This is a genomic window from Campylobacter concisus (genome assembly GCF_001891085.1).
Lineage (GTDB): Bacteria > Campylobacterota > Campylobacteria > Campylobacterales > Campylobacteraceae > Campylobacter_A > Campylobacter_A concisus_O.
The window spans coordinates 69,272-88,907 of sequence record NZ_JXUP01000010.1 but is presented as its reverse complement, the minus strand read 5'-3'; the positions used below and the strand labels follow the sequence as shown (position 1 = coordinate 88,907).

15 protein-coding genes, 1 other RNA gene and 1 pseudogene are annotated in these 19,636 nt (G+C 36.5%); 8 read left to right on the top strand and 9 right to left on the bottom strand.

Going from position 1 to position 19,636, the window contains the following annotated elements; genetic code table 11:
- Positions 1-123: 123 nt before the first annotated feature.
- Entirely contained in the window at positions 124-1,926 is a 1,803-nt protein-coding gene (gene typA / locus TH67_RS09245; RefSeq protein WP_072595308.1) for a translational GTPase TypA, read from the bottom strand.
- 1,193 nt (positions 1,927-3,119) lie between these two features.
- Between typA and fliK the strand changes: the two are divergent.
- From fliK to TH67_RS09230, 3 genes and pseudogenes are all read left to right on the top strand, one after another.
- Positions 3,120-3,488: pseudogene (fliK, locus tag TH67_RS10885) on the top strand (flagellar hook-length control protein FliK); the annotation flags it as partial.
- An 8-nt stretch (positions 3,489-3,496) separates the two neighbouring features.
- Complete coding sequence (locus TH67_RS09235; protein WP_072595306.1) at positions 3,497-4,204, top strand: flagellar basal body rod modification protein; 708 nt, start codon at positions 3,497-3,499, stop codon at positions 4,202-4,204.
- A gap of 8 nt (positions 4,205-4,212) precedes the next feature.
- Positions 4,213-5,811, top strand: coding sequence for a flagellar hook protein FlgE (locus TH67_RS09230; RefSeq protein ID WP_081370938.1), 1,599 nt, complete (start codon positions 4,213-4,215; stop codon positions 5,809-5,811).
- Positions 5,812-5,855: 44 nt separating this feature from the next.
- Here TH67_RS09230 and TH67_RS09225 read toward each other — a convergent pair whose 3' ends face one another.
- Entirely contained in the window at positions 5,856-6,281 is a 426-nt protein-coding gene (locus TH67_RS09225) for a hypothetical protein (protein ID WP_072595304.1), read from the bottom strand.
- A 112-nt stretch (positions 6,282-6,393) separates the two neighbouring features.
- On the opposite strand from TH67_RS09225, the gene ffs reads away from it, so the two are divergent.
- An RNA gene (gene ffs / locus TH67_RS09220) (signal recognition particle sRNA small type) lies at positions 6,394-6,491 on the top strand.
- Here ffs and TH67_RS09215 read toward each other — a convergent pair.
- From TH67_RS09215 to dnaA, 5 genes are all read right to left on the bottom strand, one after another.
- Positions 6,478-7,713, bottom strand: coding sequence for an HD domain-containing protein (locus tag TH67_RS09215; protein ID WP_072595303.1), 1,236 nt, complete (start codon positions 7,711-7,713; stop codon positions 6,478-6,480). The genes ffs and TH67_RS09215 overlap by 14 nt on opposite strands.
- Positions 7,713-8,327 carry a preQ(1) synthase gene (queF, locus tag TH67_RS09210; protein WP_257638071.1) on the bottom strand — a complete coding sequence of 205 codons (615 nt, stop codon included), beginning with the start codon at positions 8,325-8,327 and terminating at the stop codon, positions 7,713-7,715. Before queF ends, TH67_RS09215 begins: the two co-directional genes overlap by 1 nt.
- Positions 8,328-8,344: 17 nt before the next feature.
- Positions 8,345-10,654 carry a DNA topoisomerase (ATP-hydrolyzing) subunit B gene (gene gyrB, locus TH67_RS09205; protein ID WP_072595302.1) on the bottom strand — a complete coding sequence of 770 codons (2,310 nt, stop codon included), beginning with the start codon at positions 10,652-10,654 and terminating at the stop codon, positions 8,345-8,347.
- Between the two features lie 14 nt (positions 10,655-10,668).
- Positions 10,669-11,742: a DNA polymerase III subunit beta gene (dnaN, locus tag TH67_RS09200; protein ID WP_072595301.1), complete on the bottom strand. Its 1,074-nt coding sequence runs from the start codon at positions 11,740-11,742 to the stop codon at positions 10,669-10,671.
- Between the two features lie 154 nt (positions 11,743-11,896).
- Positions 11,897-13,207: a chromosomal replication initiator protein DnaA gene (gene dnaA / locus TH67_RS09195; protein ID WP_054195855.1), complete on the bottom strand. Its 1,311-nt coding sequence runs from the start codon at positions 13,205-13,207 to the stop codon at positions 11,897-11,899.
- Between the two features lie 122 nt (positions 13,208-13,329).
- Between dnaA and ruvC the strand changes: the two genes are divergently transcribed.
- The 4 genes from ruvC (at position 13,330) to TH67_RS09175 (ending at position 16,274) form a co-directional block, all read left to right on the top strand.
- On the top strand, positions 13,330-13,809 hold the full coding sequence (gene ruvC / locus TH67_RS09190; protein WP_180371756.1) for a crossover junction endodeoxyribonuclease RuvC: 480 nt from the start codon (positions 13,330-13,332) through the stop codon (positions 13,807-13,809).
- Positions 13,810-13,825: 16 nt separating this feature from the next.
- On the top strand, positions 13,826-14,515 hold the full coding sequence (locus TH67_RS09185) for an MOSC domain-containing protein (protein ID WP_072595299.1): 690 nt from the start codon (positions 13,826-13,828) through the stop codon (positions 14,513-14,515).
- A 135-nt stretch (positions 14,516-14,650) separates the two neighbouring features.
- Positions 14,651-15,166: an S-ribosylhomocysteine lyase gene (gene luxS / locus TH67_RS09180; protein ID WP_072595298.1), complete on the top strand. Its 516-nt coding sequence runs from the start codon at positions 14,651-14,653 to the stop codon at positions 15,164-15,166.
- Position 15,167: 1 nt separating this feature from the next.
- Positions 15,168-16,274, top strand: coding sequence for a DNA adenine methylase (locus tag TH67_RS09175; RefSeq protein WP_072595297.1), 1,107 nt, complete (start codon positions 15,168-15,170; stop codon positions 16,272-16,274).
- Positions 16,275-16,313: 39 nt separating this feature from the next.
- On the opposite strand, the gene thyX is transcribed toward TH67_RS09175, so the two are convergent.
- Together thyX and flgE are read right to left on the bottom strand one after the other, a co-directional pair.
- Positions 16,314-16,943: an FAD-dependent thymidylate synthase gene (gene thyX / locus TH67_RS09170; protein WP_072595296.1), complete on the bottom strand. Its 630-nt coding sequence runs from the start codon at positions 16,941-16,943 to the stop codon at positions 16,314-16,316.
- Between the two features lie 118 nt (positions 16,944-17,061).
- Entirely contained in the window at positions 17,062-19,536 is a 2,475-nt protein-coding gene (gene flgE, locus TH67_RS09165) for a flagellar hook protein FlgE (protein ID WP_072595320.1), read from the bottom strand.
- Positions 19,537-19,636 lie beyond the last annotated feature (100 nt).

Here is a 19,636-nt window from a genome sequence, read left to right as displayed (position 1 = left end):
CTTGAACAAAGCCAACTTAAATAAATAATGCAAAAAAGTATGAGAAATTTATATAAATTTTTTGCTGTTTTTAGGGTTTAATTATTAGCCCCTTTACAAAGGGGCTAAAATGATAAAATTTGATTAAAGTTTCGCTTTTCTTTTGCGCTCTGTTGGGTCTAAATAGCGCTTGCGAACGCGAATATTTATAGGCGTAACCTCGACTAGCTCGTCATCTTCTATCCACTCTAGCGCGCGCTCAAGGCTTAGCTTTCTAGGTGGCACAAGCTTGATCGCATCGTCGCTACCGCTTGCACGCACGTTTGTTAGGTTTTTACCCTTGATAGGATTTACGTCAAGGTCGTTTGGACGGCTATGCTCGCCAATGATCATACCCACATAGACTTTTGCTTGCGGATCAAGGAAAAGCACGCCACGATCTTGTAAGTTAAATAGCGAATAAGCAAGCGTTACGCCGTTTTCCATAGAAACTAGCGCGCCGTTTGTTCTGTGCTCGACGGTGCCGCTTAGTGGTCTAAACTCCAAAAAGCTGTGGTTCATAACGCCCTCGCCTTTTGTATCAGTCAAAAACTGGCTTCTAAAGCCAATAAGTCCGCGCGCTGGGATCTCAAACTCGATCCTTGTTTGACCGTCGCCTGTTGGGTTCATAGAGACCATTTCGGCCTTTCTTTTGCCTAGTTTTTCTATGACTGTGCCTGTCGTATCATCAGGTGCGTCGATAACCAAAAGCTCATATGGCTCGCATTTTACGCCGTTTATCTCTTTTACTATAACCTCGGGTCTACCAAGTAAAAACTCATAGCCCTCGCGGCGCATATTTTCAGCCAAAATAGTAATCTGAAGCTCACCACGGCCACTTACTTTAAATTTGCCCTCACCGATATTTTCGTATTTCATGGCAATATTTGTCTTCATCTCGTTTGCAAGGCGCTCATCGATCTTATTTGATGTGACGTGTTTGCCCTCAGTACCTGCCAATGGGCCGTCATTTACAGAAAATACAACGCTAAGTGTTGGCTCTTCGATGTGAAGAGGATCTAGTGGATGAGGATTATTTGGATCAACGACGCTATCGCCAACGTCAAGCGCATCAAAACCAGCGATCGCTACGATGTCACCAGTGCCAGCCTCATTAATATCGGTTCTTTCAAGACCCATAAAGCCAATTAACTTTGAAATTCTACCAGTTGTCTTTGTGCCATCAGCCTTTGCAAGCATGACGTTTTGGTTTTTAGATATTTTGCCATTAAAAATTCTCGCGATACCGATCTTACCGACGTAGTTATCATAATCAAGAGTAAACACTTGAAGCTGAAGTGGGTTTTCATCACTACCGCTTGGAGCTGGTACGTGAGCTAGGATAGTCTCAAAAAGTGGCTGCATATCTTTGTTTTCATCACTTAGTTTTAGCTTTGCGTAGCCATTTTTAGCAGCGGCATAAACGACTGGAAATTCTAGCTGCTCGTCATTTGCATCAAGTGCGACAAAAAGATCAAAAATTTCATTTATAACGCGGTCTGGATCGCCTGCTGGCTTATCTATCTTATTTACAACAACGATTGGACGAAGCCCTAGTGAAAGTGCTTTTTTGACGACGAATTTAGTTTGTGGCATAACGCCTTCTTGCGCATCGACAAGTAGTAAAACGCCATCAACCATCTTAAGAACACGCTCTACCTCACCACCAAAGTCGGCGTGACCTGGGGTGTCAATGATGTTGATCTTTGTATCTTTGTAGCGAATAGCAGTATTTTTAGAAAGGATCGTGATGCCACGCTCTCTTTCTATGTCGTTGCTATCCATTACACGCTCGCCAAGGTTTTGATGCTCATTAAATGTTCCTGACTGTTTCAAAAGCTCATCAACCATTGTTGTTTTACCGTGGTCGACGTGTGCGATAACGGCTATATTTCGTATCTTTTCCAAATTTTTCTCCGTTTATTAGTTTGCTATTTTTCGTTTGTCAGTTTTAAAATAGGGGCAGATTATAGCCAAATTTTTATAAATTTTAAGCTGATATCAAGAAATTAATTTTTGGAATAGATTTTGCATGTTTGGCATTAAGTTTAAAAATTTGAAAGGTTTAAATGCAAGCTTATACAGCGAAAAATAACGTAGATTTGCTGGCTCCTGCTGGAGGTAAAAAGCCATCTGCTTCTAAAAAATCTCAAAACAACGGCGAGTTTTTGTCGATGGTTTTGGATGCGGCTGCGAGTAAGGCAAATAGCGGCCAAAAAATCACTGAAAAAGATGTCAAAGAGATAGTAAAAACGGTTACCACTCAAAAAGAGACACTGCAAAAAGCTCAAAGCGAAAGCGCGGCAAAAATTTCAGCCGCACTTGAAGAAAATTTGGATGAAAATACAAAAAATGAGCTTTATGAAAATGCAAATTTTATGCAGCTTTTACAAGTTTTAGAAATTCTAAATGGCAATGAAAAAGTAAGTAAATTTCCAAATTTCAGCGACAAAATAGCAAATTTCTTAAGTGTGCCTGAAAACGTCGAAGAGCTTAGCAATGTTAAAAGCGTTAGCGATCTTATCGACCTTGCTAAGAAATTTGATCTTGGCCTTGAAAATATAGAAATTTCAAACGAAGATGTGCCAAAACTAAATGAGATGTTTAAAAATTTGGGCAAGAAAGAATTTTTCACACCTATAAAAACTGAAGAGAAGCCTTTTTACCTAAAAGAGCTAAAAAACGAGGTCGAGCAAACCATCATCAAAAATGAACCAAAAGAGGTCGTAAAGCTTGATACTTTATTAAAAGAGGTAGTGGCAAATCCAACTAATGAAGTTAAAAATTTAGTAAAAGAAGAGCCTAAAAAGCTAGATAGTGAAGTAAAGCTTGATGATGAGATAGTGGATGTTGAGCCAGAGGAGCAGCCAAAAGAACCAAAAGTAAAGGTAAATTTACACGAGCAAAAGGCGCAAAAAGCCCCAACTTTAGAGTCGCTACTCTTTCCTGAAAGAGAACAACAAAAAAATGAGAATTTTGAGAGCAAAGAGACATTTAGTAGCGATAATAAATCGGAGCTAAATCAAATGGTAAAAGATATCGCAAACAGCGCTAAGCACCAGCTTCAGACAAAAGCCGAGATAAAAGAGACGCTTAGTAACTTCTCTTCTACATTAAAAGAGCAGGTGCAAAATTACAAAGCTCCGATCACTCGTTTTAACATAACGCTTAATCCTCTAAATTTAGGCGAGGTTGAGATCACGATGGTAAATCGAGGCAATAACTTACATGTAAATTTTAACTCAACCACGGCTACGATGAATCTCTTTTTGCAAAATCAAGCCGAGTTTAAAAATAGTCTTGTAAATATGGGATTTACCGAGCTTGAGATGAATTTCTCAGACCAAAACCAAAGACAAGAAAAAAGAGAACAAGCAAAGAACAAATATAGCTCAAATCAAAGCGACGAGAGCGAAAACGCTCAAGCGGAACAAAGCTTGCTTGAACTAGTAATACCAAGATATATTTAGGAGAGATTATGGCTTCAGTTTCAGATATAACTACACAAACAACACAGCAAAAAAATGCCGAGAAAAAGGCAAAAGCAAAGCAAGATGCGGCAGCTGGCACAGGAACTAACCCAAATGCACAGCTAGATAAAGATGCATTTATGAAGCTACTTTTAACAGAGCTTCAGTATCAAGACCCAACAAGTCCTATGGATACTGAAAAGATGCTTACGCAAACTAGCCAGCTAGCATCACTAGAGATGCAACAAAATACAAACTCAGCTATGAAAGAGCTTGTAAATCAGTTAAAATCAAATGCAAATGCCTACGCTATCTCAGCTCTTGGAAAAATGGTCTCAACTGGTTCAAACTCAGTTTTACTAACAGATGAGCAAAAAACTGTAAATTTTGCACTTTATTTTAAATCAGATCTTGCAAATGGTAAGCTTGAAATTAAAAATGCAAATGGAGAGGTCGTTCGTTCAATCGATATAAAAGATCTAAAATCAGGAGTTCACAGAATATCTTGGGATGGTAAAGATGATTCTGGAAAACAATTACCAAACGGAGCATATACAGTCTCTGTTAATTACACTGGAAAAGATGGTAATTCATACAAGACCCAAGTAGGTAGCTATCCGGTTGAAGCAGTAAAATTTGTAGACGGCAAAGCTATGATAAAAATCGCAGGCGAATATGTCCCAATGGATAAAATATCTGAATTTTACGAAGGATAAAAGCCATGATGAGAGGTTTTTACAACGGAATTAGTGGTATTAAAACACAAAGCTTTGGCATGGATGTTTGGGCAAATAATATCTCAAATATCAACAACGTAGGTTTTAAAGCTTCAATCCCTGAGTTTAAAAATTTAATCAATCAACATATGGCTTCCGCTGGAAGTGGTCCAACTAACAATCAAGTAGGTCTTGGAGCTACGAAACAAACGACAGCTTTAAAGATGACAAATGGTAGTTTTCAAAATACCGATAATAACTTCGACCTAGCCATAGGCGGTAAAGGCTTTTTTGGTGTCGTTGATAAAAATGGTAGAAACTACTACACAAGAACAGGTAGCTTCGATATAGATGGGGCTGGAAATTTAGTAGATAATAAAGGCAACTTGCTTCTTGGTACGTTAACAAGTTTTACTCCAGTCACTCCAAGTGCTAATGCTCTTAGAAAATATGGTCAAACAAAAGGTACCACGCAGGCATTTACTGCAAAAGAAGAGGATCTAAAACTAGGCGATACTGGCTCACAAAAAGGTATAAATTTACCTCATTTTTTATATATGCCAGCCAAGCAAACAAAAAATATAAATTTAAAAGGCAACCTAGACTCAAGCCTTATAACAGATAAGCGAACAACAGCCATTGATGCGGCAAATTTTAATTATACACTCGATAATACAAATAAAACTATCTCACTAAATGGACAAATCCCACTAAGTCAGACGAACTTTGGTGCAAAAGCAGGTGATAGCGTAGTGGTAAAAGTAAAAGACGGCGATGGTAAATTTAGTGAGTTTTCAACCACGCTAGAGAACGATGGCAGCTGGCATATAAACAATAAAAGCCTAAAATTTATGAATTTTGCTAGCTTAGATGTAAAAGCTGAAGTTACATCACTAGTTGAAGTAGCTAATAAAGAAAAACTAAGCTCAGAGATATATAACAGCGATGGTACAAAAAGCTTAGTAACTATAAATTTTACAAAGCAAATCCCTCAAGGTGACAATCAAACCATTTGGAATGCTACAGCTACGATAACTGATGCTAATGGTGTTGTACAAAATACAGCTATGGGAACACTTACTTTTGATGGTAGTGGCAGGCTTATTACAAATACATTAACAAGTATTGGAAACGTGGCTTTAAATTTTCTTGGCGATGGAGATTCAAACGTCTATAATGGCATAACAAGCTCGGCCAATTCAAAAAAAGACTTTGTCATAAAAGCAGATGGCTACGCCGAAGGAAATCTCTCAAAATATAGCGTCGATGACCGTGGAAATATCATGGCAAATTTTGACAATTCTCGCTCATTTATAGTTGCAAAAATAGCTCTATATCACTTCCAAAATGAACAGGGCGTATCAAAAGTAGGTGATAATCTCTATGAAGCAACTCCAAATTCAGGTGAGGCATTTTTTTATAAAAATAAAGCTGGTGAGACTATTTATGGCTCACAAATTCTTGCAAATAAACTTGAAATGAGTAATGTCGATCTTGGTCAAGCGCTAAGTGAGGTTATAGTCACACAAAAGGCTTATGAGGCTAGTGCAAAAAGCATCACAACAAGTGATGAGATGATCCAGACTGCTATTCAGATGAAGAAATAATTTTATGCTAGTTGATGATTAAAAATTTAAAATGAATGATAATTTTAAGAATAGAGTTTAACTTCGTTTATTAAAAACTCATAAACCCTTTGCTGAACTAAAATTTCTTCCTCACAGCCACTCATCAAGCGACGAAGATGAGAAAAATCTATCTTTTTGGCGTATCTTTTGTGATCTTTTAGGTCTTTATCAATGCTTAAAAGTAGTGCATCAAGTGTGATTCTATCGTTTCTTTTAACTCTTGCTACATACTCTTTAACAGTTTGGATCAAAAAGTCTTTTCTGGTTTGGTCATTTTCATAAATTTCATTTGTAATGTCATTTAAAACAAAAAAATCATCTTCGTCTGGGTCAAATTTAGCAGAGATCATAGCAGCAAAAATTTTTGCACGAAATTCTAAAGATTTGTGATGATAGATAAAAAAATCTCTAAAAGCTGATAAAAAACGAAGTTTAAACTTTCCAGACATTACTCTACTTTTTATGAAATTTGGGCTGATTATATACTTTTAAAGCTAAATTTTTAAAAATGTAACTATAAAACAAAATTTAAGTATAGTTTTTGTATGATTGCGAAGCTCCTTCTTAGACCTGTGCAATGCTTTTTATGAGCACCGCTTCAGGGTGGGAACACAGCAGAGCACTTGTATTAAGTGTGTGCCGCAGTTATCTGAGAGGGGGTCTTTCTAAACCAAAATGCTCATTAAAATCATCGCAAATTTCTAAAAAATCCACTCCGTCGATCTTAGGTTTTTCACTAAAAAATTTATACATATTATTAAAACCGTCAGTTAGCTCTTTTGACTTGACGCCATAGCTTATAGAAATTCCAGCTTCTATGTAGGCTGATATCTTGTCGCAGTATTTTAGTGCTTTGCCATCTATTGGGTTAAATTTATCCTCATTTACGTTTTCCATCGTCCCTTCGTGGCATATGATTTTACGCTCGTAAGTTCTATTTCCAAACTCATCTTTTATAAATTTTTCACCATCTTTTCTGATGCCAAGGATGTAGCTAAACTCGTCTTTTATCTTTTCAGGCACAAACGGCAAAATCCTCTCATCAATAAGCCTCATCTCATACTCGCTGATAATTTCATTTAGCCCTTTTACGCCGTATTTCACAGGGCTTATGATATCTCTTGTGAGGCTCTCTGGCAGGTCATGAAATAGTGCGCAAAAGAAGTTATTTTCTAAACGTTTTTTGCAAGCTTTTGCTTTTAGTGAGTAAAAATAGCTAAGTATCGCAACTACTAGCATATGCCCTAAGACCGCAGTTTCAGGAATACGAGGCGTTTGTGCCCAGCGTTTTTGAAACCTTAGCCTACCACTTAAATCAACAAGGCGGGCTAATTTTTGATTCATAGCGATCTTTCTAACGCCAATTAGCTCGTAATAATCCTCCATCTCCTCCTCAACCTTCGCCTTAAGCTCGTCGATGTCGCTTAAAAACTGGCTTGTTTGATAGACGATAGAAAATTCCCACCTAGTGGCAAGATAGCTGGCTGCTTTTAGGATAAGGCGTTCTTTTTCATGCTTTCTATCACTTTTAAAATAATTTTTAAATCTCTCTAAAAACTCGCCATTTTCAATATCTGAAATAAGACTATCAAGATTACTTAAGACCCAGCTATTTATCTGCTCTTTTTTTGTCTTTTGGATGTGGTGAAAGACGTCTGGACGTATGTCTGTGACTACAACCCTACTTAAAAACTCAAAAATTCCAGCCTCAATGATATAGTTCATATCGGCGTCTTGTTCTTGTTTTGCTATGAAATAAGCGATGATAAATTTATGAGCCTGCTTATCAAGCTCGACTAAATTTGTCATCTTTGGATAGTCATTCCAACGTGATATAGATGCTGCTTTAAAGATATGTTCTATAAGCTTAGCACTTATCATTATTTATCCTTTTTGACTACTTTTGGCTTCTTATCATCGGCATAGCTTATCTTTCTAAAGCCCTCTTTGTTTGAGCTTCTTCTTGGTTTGTCATCTTTTTTAAATTTATCATCTCTGCTGCCTCTATTGCCACGATCGCTTGTACTTCGTATCTCACGTGGCTTATCGCTAAAGCTTCTCTCCCTACTTTTTGGAGCAAATTCTTTCTCTTCAGCTGGCTTTTTTACAACTAGATCAGAGCTTATTTCAATAACCGTATGAACATTTCCACGTGGGTTAAAGTCGCCAACTATCTTCATAAATTTAGGCTCAAGTTTTTTCTCTAAAACAGAGTAAATTTCATTTATACTATCTTCATGGCTGATATTGCGATTCATAAAGCTATTTATATAAAGCTTTATCGCTTTTAGCTCGACAACTAGCTTATTTGGAATATACTCAAGATAGATTGTGGCAAAGTCAGGATAACCAGAGCGAGGGCAAAGGCAGCAAAACTCAGGCAGAGTGATCTTTATGACATAGTCCCTTGTTTGCTTATTTTCCCAGACCTCAAGGTCACTCTCTACGTCAAATTCTTTTAAAATTTTCTCGCCGTATTTCATCTCTTCGCTCATCTTTTATCCTTTTTCTTTTAAATATCCAAGTGTTTAACGTCTTTTGCGTGATCTTGGATGTAGTTTCTTCTTGGCTCGACCTCATCGCCCATGAAGAGATTAAACGTATCAGAAGCGCTTATAGCGTCGTTTATATCGATCTTTAAAAGTCTTCTGTTCTCAGGGTTCATCGTAGTCTCCCAAAGCTGCTCAGGGTTCATCTCACCAAGACCTTTGTAGCGCTGGATATATGCACCTTTTTTCGCATTTTTTTCTACTTCATCAAGCACGTCTATAACGTCACTATGCAAGTCTAAGCCGCGCTCTTTTATCTTTTGGCTAATATAAAGCGCCTCTTCGTAAAGTGGATTTGTGAATAAATTTTCATTTACCACAAGCTCTTCTAGGCCACTTTCAGTTTGGACATAAATTCTAACCTCATCTTCGCTAACGTAGTGGTTTAGGATGTTGTGGCCCTCAGCTTTTAAGAAGTCTCTTAAAATTTCAAAAATTTCATTGTAGCTTTTTGAAACGATGTCTGGATTTTCTATCATATAGCGGATCGCTGAAAGGACGTTAAAGCGTTTTTCAAGCTCTTTTAAGACGCTTCTATAAGCTGCAACGATCTTTAAGAAATCAATCAAATCAGCACTGCCTATACCCTCTATATCAACGCCCTCGATGCCAGTTTCGATAAGAAATTCGTTTAGCGCCTTTTCATCTTTTAGATAAATTTCTTTCTTACCTTTTTTATAGCGGTAAAGTGGTGGCTGAGCTAGGTAGATGTGGCCATTTTCTACAACTTTATTTAAAAATCTAAAGAAAAAAGTTAAAAGAAGCGTCTGGATGTGGCTACCATCGACGTCAGCATCGGTCATGATAATGATCTTATGATATCTAAGCTTCTCAGCGTCAAATTCATCTCCAATACCGCATCCTAGCGCTGTTATCATATTTTTTATCTCATCAGACTTTAAAATTTTATCTAGTCTTGCCTTTTCAACGTTTAGAATTTTACCCTTAAGCGGCAATATCGCTTGAAAAACTCTATCACGTCCCTGCTTTGCAGAACCACCCGCAGAGTCGCCCTCCACTAGGTATAGCTCACTTATGACTGGATCTTTGCTCTGACAATCAGCTAGTTTGCCAGGGAGTGTGCCTACGCTCATGCTCTCTTTTTTGCGAGTTAGATCCCTAGCTTTTTTAGCAGCTTCGCGACCACGAGCTGCCATTAGAGCTTTATCCATTATCGCTCTTGCTTCGATAGGATTTTCTTCAAAATACTTTGTAAGCACATCAAAAACCATCTTTTGAACGATCGGTTTTACGTAGCTTGAGCCTAGTTTACCCTTTGTTTGTCCCTCAAACTGTGGCTCTGGCACTTTTACGCTCACAACTGCTATTAGTCCCTCTCGTATATCTTCGCCAGTTATCTTTGTATCTTTTTCACGTGCAGCAGCATTTGCTTGAACGTAGTTTGTGATAACTCTTGTAAGGCCCGCTCTAAATCCAGCCTCGTGTGTACCGCCATCTGGAGTTTTGATGTTATTTACAAAGCTTAATAAATTTTCACTATAAGTGTCGTTGTAAAGTAGTGCAAAATCAACAAGCACGTCATCTTCGCCGCCACTAAATGATACTGCTTTACTGACAGCATTTGCCTTGTTCATATCAGTTACAAAGCTCTCAAGTCCACCCTCAAAATGAAAGCTCTCGCTTCTGCCATTTCTTTGATCTTTAAAATTTATAGTTATTTTTGGGTTTAGATAGGCTAGCTCGCGAAATCTTTTTACTAAAATTTCATCATCAAATTCAGTCACTTCAAATATGCTATCATCTGGCCAAAACTCGACTTGTGTGCCTGTACGGTTTGTAGTTTTTATAACTTCAAGATCGCTTTGTGGGATGCCTTTTGAAAATTCTTGTCTGTGAAGCTTGCCATCACGTTTGATATTTACGACTAGTTTTTTAGAAAGGGCATTTACAACAGATACACCAACGCCGTGAAGACCGCCAGAGACCTTATAAGTGTCCTTATCAAATTTACCACCAGCGTGAAGCACAGTTAGAACAACAGTCGCAGCTGAAATTTTCTCAGTTGGGTGCATATCTACTGGGATACCACGGCCATTATCGCTGATGATAGCTGAGCCCTCACGTGTAAGCTCAACATCGATCGTATCGCAGTATCCTGCCATAGCTTCGTCGATAGAGTTATCAACGACTTCATAGATCATATGGTGAAGACCGCTTATGTTAGTATCGCCTATATACATGCCTGGGCGTTTCCTGACCGCCTCAAGCCCTTTTAGTACTTTGATATTTTCTGCGCCGTAATTATTTTCCATAATCTTGCCTTATCTTATAAATTTATCGGCATTATTACTGTTGTTAATTCTTTTGAATTTACAACAAATGCTAGTGAGCTTTCATTAAATCCAAGCTCAAAATTTTCATCCTCGATGCTACTTAAAAAGTCAAGTAGATATCTATTTTTTATACCTATGAAAAATTCATCTCCAAGCTCTAAACCAGTTTGATAATCTATCGTAGTTTTTGCTTCAGAGTTGTCTTCTATAACACTTTCAAATGTTATATTGTCTTTTGCAAAAGATATTTTCATTGTATCACTTAGCATTGAGATAGTTTTTATACCCTCTATCATCTTATCTCTACTTAATTGAAGTCTTTTTCTTACCTCTTTTGGTATTACACGCTCGTAATCTGGAAATTTGCCATTTATAAGTTTTGTGAAAAATTCAAAATTTTGACTTTGAGCAATTAAGATATTTTCATCATAGTAAATTTCTATCTTGTCAAAAAATAATTTTTGTATTTCATTGATAGCTTTTTTAGGGATTATAAGTGAAAATTCTTTTTCAGTTGGTGTTTGAAATCTAAATACACTAAGTCTTCTTGTGTCAGTTCCGACGATATTTATAAAGTCTTTTTTAATATCAAGAAAAGCTCCGTTTAGTTCAAATTTTGGGTTATTACTATCAATACTTGGTAAAATTTTCTTTAAACTTCTTCCTAACATAACAGCATCAACATCAAATTTTGATTTACCATCAATTGTTGGAAATTCTGGGAAATCTTCAAATTTATACATCGGAAGTTTATATTTTGAGTTTTTTTGTTTTATATAAAGATAGTTGTTTACAGTTTCTAACATCACTTCTTCGTCTTTTAGACTTTTTATAATGTCAAGTAATTTTTTACCATTTGCAGTTGCGTAACCTTCATCAACGATTTTTACATTACTTAGCTTATATGCTAGACCTATTTCATGATCAGTTGCTTTTATGTTTAAAACACCATCTTTTGCTGAGATATAAATGTGAGAAGTTATAGCACTAAGATCTCTTTTTTCAAGATATGGATTTGTATTTGTTACTATGCTTTCAAGCATATTTTTGTTTATTAAAACCTTCATTAAAAACTTCCTTCTATTTTTAAATTTAATTTTTTTGTTTTAGTAGGTGATGTTAAAAAGTGAAAAGTGCTTTCAAACATCGAAATACAGCTATTTGAAATGTGAAAAATTATATTTTCTTTTTCACATTTATTCACAAATTTCATATTGTATTTTATCCTTTTGTCAAAATTTTGTTTTTTAATTCAGTAACTTTTAGACTAAAAATTTCATTAGTTTGTATTAGCTCATTTATCTTTTTAATATTATGACTAACAGCACTGTGATCTTTCATACCAAAATAGTTTGCGATTTGTGGCATTGAGTTTGTTGTAAGCATCTTTGCAAGATATATGATGATTCGTCTTGCTTCTACGATATTTGTAACTCTTGATTTGCTTTTTATATCACTTTGTTTGATATTTAGTTCTTTGCTAACTATTTCAACGATAGTATCAAAATTTATATTTTCACGTTTTTCTTTGATCAAATCTTTTAATATACTTTTTGCAAGATCAAGTGTGATCTCTTCTTTCATAAGAGTTTTAAATACGTTTAAATTTATGATAGCTCCCTCGATCTCACGGATATTATCTCCCATGTTTGTAGCTATGTAGTTTATGACCTCTTTATTTAGATCAATTTTATCAAATTCGCATTTTTTGATGATGATGGCTATTTTTGTATCAAGTTCAGGTGGCGTAATATCAGCCATAAAGGCCTTATCAAATCTTGAAATCATCCTATCTTCAAAGCCTTTTAGTGTCTTTGGAGGTCGATCTGAAGTCATAACTATTTGACCATTTTTTGCTAAAAGTTCATTATATGTGTTGAAAAATTCCTCTTGGATTTTATCAGTTTTACCAAGAAACTGCACATCGTCTATTAGTAAAACATCGCAGTTTCTATATTTTTCACGAAATTTTGGCATTGAGTGGTTATTTATGTGACTGGTAAAATCTATCATAAATTGTTCGCTAGTTACGCAAATAACGGTTTTTCCTTTATTTAGGCAGTGATTTCCGACTGACTGGAGTAAGTGAGTCTTGCCAAGTCCTGTTGTGCCATAGATAAAAAGTGGATTATAAAGTACGCCAGGCTTTTCAGCGGCTGCTTTTGCGCTTAAAAATGCGTATTGATTTGACGCTCCACAGACAAAATTTTCAAATGTGTAGCTTGGATTTAAAATGCTACTTTGTGTTTTTATCTGCTTAACATTTATTTGATTTTGTTTTGATACCTTGCTACTTTTAGTAGATGAAATTTCTATATTTGGTTTTATGCCTGTTCTAACTTCATATAGATGAGCGATTTTATCAGCATATCTTGTATTTATAAATTTAGCCATCAATTCATTTGGTGCAGTAAATACGATAATATGATCGTCTGAAGCCTTTTCGTTAAATTTTAATTGCTTTATATAACTTTGGTATTCTTCAGGTGAAATTTGTGTTGAAAGATTTTCTAAAATTTCGTCTGCTATCAAATTTTTATGCCTTAAATTTCGAGAATTTTTATAGTGATACTATCTTAATTTTAATAAAACCTTTGTTAAACTCTGACAAACTTTTTCACATCGTGAAAAAGTCGTGAAAAAGTATTGAAAAGATAGTGATGAAAATTTTAGGAATCGACCCAGGTACGAAGAATTGCGGTTATGCAATACTTGAAAAAAATAAATTAAAAACTACTCTTCTTGAAGCAGGACTCATAAAAATAAAACCAAACACACTTCAATATCAGATTACCGAGCTTTGTGAGGGGCTTGATCTCATCTTTAAAAATCATAAATTTGACGAGGTCGCGATCGAAGATATATTTTTTGCTTACAACCCAAAAACGGTTTTAAAACTCGCTCAGTTTCGCGGAGCGCTCAGCCTTAAAATTTTACAGCTTCATGGTGATTTTGCCGAGTATACACCGCTTCAGGTGAAAAAAACTGTCACTGGCAAGGCCAAAGCTGATAAAGAGCAAGTAGCGTTTATGGTGAAGAAAATTTTAGGTATAAATAAAGAGATAAAACCGCTTGATATCACCGATGCAATCGCGATTGCACTAACTCATGCGAATAATTTAAGAGTAAGCTAAATTTGATAGGAAAAAGATGGCAATAGTAAAAGCATTATTAATTGGCGAGGTGAAAAACTATGGCTCGCAAAGTGCAACTGATAAGTTAAATACACCATGGAGTTCAGCTATATTTAAAGTAGCTCAAAATGGTGAAATTTTTGCAAATGAGCTTGGCTTTGTGGGTGATAGTGTCGCTGATACAAAGCACCATGGAGGCCCAGAAAAAGCTATATTTGCAAATTCGTTTTTAAACTACACCGATTGGGAGAGTTTTTTAGGATTGAAAAATATGGCTTATGGTGCGATGGGAGAGAATTTATGTGTTGATGGGCTTGATGAGAGCTGCGTTTATGTGGGTGATATCCATAAGATTGGCTCGCTTGTGCTTCAAGTCTCGCAGCCTAGAAAGCCATGCTTTAAGCTCTCAAAAAGATGGGGCAATGAAAATATGGCTACTCACATCTTTGAAACTGGCCTTACTGGCTGGTATTACCGCGTCATAACACCAGGATCGTGCAAGGCAGGTGACGTGATAGAAGTTATAGAAAAAGATCCAGTTCATATGAGCATTTTAGAAGTAAATAGACTTTTTCACGCGCCAAGTGAAAATTTAAATTTACTAGAGAAATTTAACTCTCTCACCACTCTTCCAAAAAGTTGGTATGGTGACATGGAAAGACGTATTCAAGGTATTTATAGTACGGAATATATGAGAAATTTATAATAGTTAAGTAAAAGTTTTGTTATTTTAATACCCACAAACATTCAGATATTACAAGGCTTATGTAAAATTTTGCATGAGCCTTTAAATTTTAAACATTTTTTACGCTAAAATTACCAAAAATTTAAAGGAGAAGATATGCCATTACTTGATAGTTTTTGTGTAGATCACGTAAAAATGCAAGCCCCAGGAGTAAGACTAGCAAAAAGTATGAAAACGCCAAAGGGCGATGATATCAGTGTTTTTGACTTGAGATTTTGTAAGCCAAATGAAGAAATTTTGCCAGAAAAGGGTACTCATACATTAGAGCATTTATTTGCTGGCTTTATGAGAAACCATCTAAACGGCAATGGAGTAGAGATCATCGACATCTCACCGATGGGCTGTAGAACTGGCTTTTATATGAGTGTGATCGGCACACCTAGCGAAGAGGCTGTAAAAAAGGCATGGTTAGCCTCTATGAAAGATATTTTAGAAGTCAAAGACCAAGATAAAATCCCAGAGCTAAATAAATTCCAATGTGGCACTTATAAGATGCACTCTCTTGATGAAGCGCATGCCATAGCAAAGAAAATTCTTGATCTTGGCTTAGTCATCATAAATAACGACGAGATCAAGCTTGACGTTGATGCTATGGGACTAAAAAAGCACTGATTTGAAGCCAGTAAAACAAGAAAATCAAGCCTATCTAAAAGAGCAAATTTTAACTTATCTTGGTAACAAACGCTCTCTTTTAGGCTTTATAGATCTAGGCGTAAAATACGCAAAAGACGAGCTTAAAAAAGAGAAGCTTAGCTGCTGTGACCTCTTTAGTGGAAGCGGCGTGGTGGCTAGGTTTTTAAAACAAAATAGCGAATTCCTAGTCGCAAACGACTTGGAGCTTTATAGCTTTATCACAAACTCATGCTATTTGCAAAACGCCACAAATGAGCTAATAGATGAGATAAATTTCTGGCAAAAAAGGCTTGAAAAAGAGATAGAAGATAATCTTTCTGAAGGCTTTATAACAAAACTTTATGCCCCACAAGATGATGAAAATATCTCTTTTGGCGAGCGGGTCTTTTACACAAGAAAAAATGCTATCTTCATCGACACTGCTAGAAGGCTCATAGATGAGCTAATGCCAGAGGAGATGAGAAAATTTTTCATAGCTCCGCTTCTTTATAATGCAAGCGTACATGCAAATACAAGTGGAATTTTTAAAGGTTTTCATAAAAATAAAGATGGCATCGGTCAGTTTGGTGGCAGGGGGCAAAACGCCATTTCAAGGATCACTTCTGATATAAATTTAGCTAAGCCAATTTTTTCAAATTTTAACGTGCCTTTTGAGGTCTATCAAAAGGACGCAAATTTCCTCGCAAAAGAGCTTGATGGGCTTGATCTAGTCTATCTTGATCCGCCTTATAATCAGCACCCATACGGCTCAAACTACTTCATGCTAAATCTCATCGCAAGCAACACTGAGCCAAGCAATATTTCAAAAGTTTCAGGTATCGCGAAAGACTGGAACAGATCAGTTTTTAATAAAAAATCATCAGCAAGCGAGGCATTTTTCGAGCTGATAGCAAATTTAAAGGCTAAATTTGTGCTTATCTCGTTTAACTCAGAGGGTTTTATCAACCAAGATGAATTTGATCAAAACCTAAATAAAATGGGCAAGGTTCAACTATTGCGCCAAAAGTATAACGCCTACCGCGGCAGTAGAAATTTAAAAGCTAGAAACATCCACGTAGACGAGCTTCTTTACGTTTTACAAAAGTAAATTTAGCGCTCGTTTCATCACTCCACACTAACTCAAATGTTAGTTTTGCTCATCCTCTGGCAAGCATTTTTCAAAGATAAATTTATGTTCTTCAGGTAAGACATCGTAGATAGCATTTGCTAAATTTCTTATCTCCCAAAGGGCTGATTTTGAGCTTCTTAAAGAGATGAAATTTTGTAAGCTTCTAGCATTTATGCTCCATGTAAGCTCAGTTTTATAGCACTCTGGCAAGCAGTATTTGACGATGTCAAGGCTTTTTGTAGTTGAGGCTAAAATTTCACGTAAATTTTCAAGCGCTTTTATGCTTGCGTTATCGACTAGCTCGTCATTTGTTAGTACAATAAATTTAGCTGCACGCTCAAACTGCCCTACTTCAAATTTTTCCTCTTTTTTTAGCTCTTTTAGCGTGTAGCGGGTTGATTTGACGCTTAGACTTGCCAAGCGGTGACGAGCTAGCTCTTGAAGTAGCGCACGAGAGATACCTTGGATGTAGAAGTTGTAGTATAGGTGCTCTAAGGTCGAGGCGTGTTTAAATTTATTGCCTACTCTATCTATTAGCTCAATATCTTTTTCGCCGCCGTTATCACCTTTTTCAAAGCTTTGCCAGCATGTGCGGATCGCATGAGAGCAGATATTTAGTGGAGTGTGATTTAGTAGTGTTACTTGCATTTTTTCTCTTTTGTAAAATTTTTTAACATTTTACAAAAAGAAGGCTGATTTTATTTGTAAATTTAAAGCATAAATTTCAAAGGGAGGCAAATGCTCCCTTTTGTAAAAGTCTTAGTTATTATTGTTTTAATTGAAGAAGTGTATTTAGCATCTCGTCACTTGTTGTGATCGTTTTTGAGTTTGCTTGGAAACCTCTTTGAATAACGATAAGATCTGTTAGCGCACGGCTTAGATCGACGTTACTAGCTTCAAGTTTTGAAGCTGCGATCGTTCCCTTATCGCCTGTACCAGCTGCACCGATAACTGCTTCGCCTGAGTTTGCGGTTTGTGAAAAGACATTTCCGCCCTCGCTTTGAAGGCCTTCGTTATTTGTAAAGGTAGCAAGTGCTACTTTAGCTAGGCCAAAGCTTTGACCATTTGAAAATGAGCCTATTATCGTTCCAGTCTCATCTATTTTTATGCCGTTTAATGTGCCGCCTGTGTAGCCATCTTGCGAGATTGATTCAGTTGATGAGTCTTTATCAAAGCTTGTTAAGCCGTTAAAGTCAGTTCCAAGACCAAAATTTAAACTAATGTTTTGGCCACTTTGTGAGCCGTTGTTAGCTGAAAATGTTATCGTTGCTGGATGAAAACTTGCAAGTGAGCCATTTGCGTTAAATCTAGCTGTTCCAGTTATAACATTATCCGGACCTTCACCTGTGTAGTTTATCTTAGCTGGCTCTGGCACTTGTATAACCATGCTCCACTCAGTTCCACCATCTGTTGTAGTGCCTGTCTTTGTCCATTTGATACTAACTGTGTGTTTTGAACCAAGTGAGTCAAAAATTTCTGCCGTTGAGCCGTGGCTTGACATCATCATCTTTCCACTTGCTCTTAGAGCTTGGCCCGGGCTTAGTGCGCCATCAAGTGCTTTCATAATAGTTGTAAGTCTAACATTTTCATTTATAGCCGAATTATTTGTACCTTGAGCTGGCTTTGTAAGACCAGTTGTTGTCATATAAAGTGCATGATCTGCTACTTCATTTGATGGATTTTCTAGTTGAAATTGACCTAGTTTATTTACAGTAATCTTTGTGCCATCATTTAAATCATCAGCAAGTTTTTTAAGTGCTTCGATACCAGCTGCGTGTTTTGCATCTGGAGTACCAGTTGCAGCGTTATAAGCATTATTATAAGCTGTTTGGCATGTTGTATCAGCTATAGCTGCTCCACCAGTACCCGGAGTTATATTATGAGCTTCTGTTGCTTGTTTTATAGCATTAGGTACAGCTGAGTTTACTCTTATTTGACCGTCTCCATTGTAGTCAACGTAACTCCTTGCATCTTTTTGCATAGCAGCACGAAGATCTTCTGTTGTAGTTACTTGCCTTTCTTTCGCATCATTGTATTCGTGAACTGCTGTTGTTTGTGAGCTCGTATAGACATATTGATAAGCTGTGATAATATCTCGATTTTTTAAACCACCATTTGCCACTCCCATTGCTGTCGTTGCTGCTACTAATTCATCACCAGTATTGACAGTTAAGTGAATATTTTTTGTCTCTTTTGTAGTACCTGAGTTATTTCTATTTATAAGTGTTAGTTTATTACCTTCTGAAATTTCAGCTCTAACGCCAGTTTTATTATACTGAGCGTTGATAGCAGCTGCAACATCGCTTATGTTTGTTACATCTCCGGTTATATTTACACCATTTAATGTTATATTTAATTTTTTTGTAGTTCCATTATTAGTAAGTGAACCAACATTATTTGGTGATTTACTTCCTATTTCAAATTTTTCAGTTTTAGCATTTGCATAGCTCACCCAGATACCTTGTCCATCTCTTAAAGCAAGACCATTTCCAAGCTCATCAAATGTAACACCAAGATCGACGCCACGCTCTGTTAAGCTTTGTTCTTTTCTTGAGTTTGTATAAAACTGATCATTATTTACATCATTTTCATTGTGGACTTCATTTGGATCTAAAATCCCGTCATTGTTATAGTCACGTCCACCAGCAACTGAGTCTAGTGAATAAATAGGCGTACTTCTTTGTCCTATGGTATTGCCTGAGTCAAGGTTGCCTTTTATCTTTACTTCTGTTGTCGCTCTTGCTGGAGTAGTAAGACCCTCTTTTATCACAATATTTTTTATCGGTCCAGTTGAGTCAATAGTGCCAGTCTCTTCATCTCTTGTCCAGCCTTGAACGACATAGCCGCTATTGTTTACAAAATTTCCAGCTTTATCACGGACAAAGTCACCATTTCTTGTATAGTATCTTGTAGTTCCGCCATCTGGAGATACGACAAAGAAACCATTTCCTTGAAGTGCAAGGTCTGTTTGCTTATCAGTAGATGTTAATGTGCCTTGCGAGAAAATTCTTGTAGTTGAGTTTATAGTCGTTCCTAGACCTATTTGCATAGCATTTTGACCGCCTAGCTGACCTTGTGGAGCGGTAGCTACTCTTGGAGTTTGGCTTAGTATATCAGCAAAATTTGCACGGTTGTATTTATAACCATAAGTATTGACGTTTGCGATATTGTTGCCTTCTACGTCCATGGCTATCTGGTGGGCTTGTAGGCCTGAAACACCAGACCAAAGTGATCTCATCATTGACTTATCCTTTTTGCATTTTAAATTTTTATATTTTTCAAAAGCAAAAGATGTTCCAAAATTTATATTGATAAAAAGTAGAAGAAATAAAAAGAATTTT

What these genes read in the sequence shown, in the direction of transcription:
- TH67_RS09235 (WP_072595306.1), top strand. Translation starts at nt 3,497, where the DNA reads ATGGCTTCAGTTTCAGATATAACTACACAAACAACACAGCAAAAAAAT.
- TH67_RS09230 (WP_081370938.1), top strand. Translation starts at nt 4,213, where the DNA reads ATGAGAGGTTTTTACAACGGAATTAGTGGTATTAAAACACAAAGCTTT.
- TH67_RS09225 (WP_072595304.1), bottom strand. Translation starts at nt 6,281, where the DNA reads ATGTCTGGAAAGTTTAAACTTCGTTTTTTATCAGCTTTTAGAGATTTT.
- TH67_RS09215 (WP_072595303.1), bottom strand. Translation starts at nt 7,713, where the DNA reads ATGATAAGTGCTAAGCTTATAGAACATATCTTTAAAGCAGCATCTATA.
- queF (WP_257638071.1), bottom strand. Translation starts at nt 8,327, where the DNA reads ATGAGCGAAGAGATGAAATACGGCGAGAAAATTTTAAAAGAATTTGAC.
- gyrB (WP_072595302.1), bottom strand. Translation starts at nt 10,654, where the DNA reads ATGGAAAATAATTACGGCGCAGAAAATATCAAAGTACTAAAAGGGCTT.
- dnaN (WP_072595301.1), bottom strand. Translation starts at nt 11,742, where the DNA reads ATGAAGGTTTTAATAAACAAAAATATGCTTGAAAGCATAGTAACAAAT.
- TH67_RS09185 (WP_072595299.1), top strand. Translation starts at nt 13,826, where the DNA reads ATGGCAATAGTAAAAGCATTATTAATTGGCGAGGTGAAAAACTATGGC.
- luxS (WP_072595298.1), top strand. Translation starts at nt 14,651, where the DNA reads ATGCCATTACTTGATAGTTTTTGTGTAGATCACGTAAAAATGCAAGCC.
- thyX (WP_072595296.1), bottom strand. Translation starts at nt 16,943, where the DNA reads ATGCAAGTAACACTACTAAATCACACTCCACTAAATATCTGCTCTCAT.
- flgE (WP_072595320.1), bottom strand. Translation starts at nt 19,536, where the DNA reads ATGATGAGATCACTTTGGTCTGGTGTTTCAGGCCTACAAGCCCACCAG.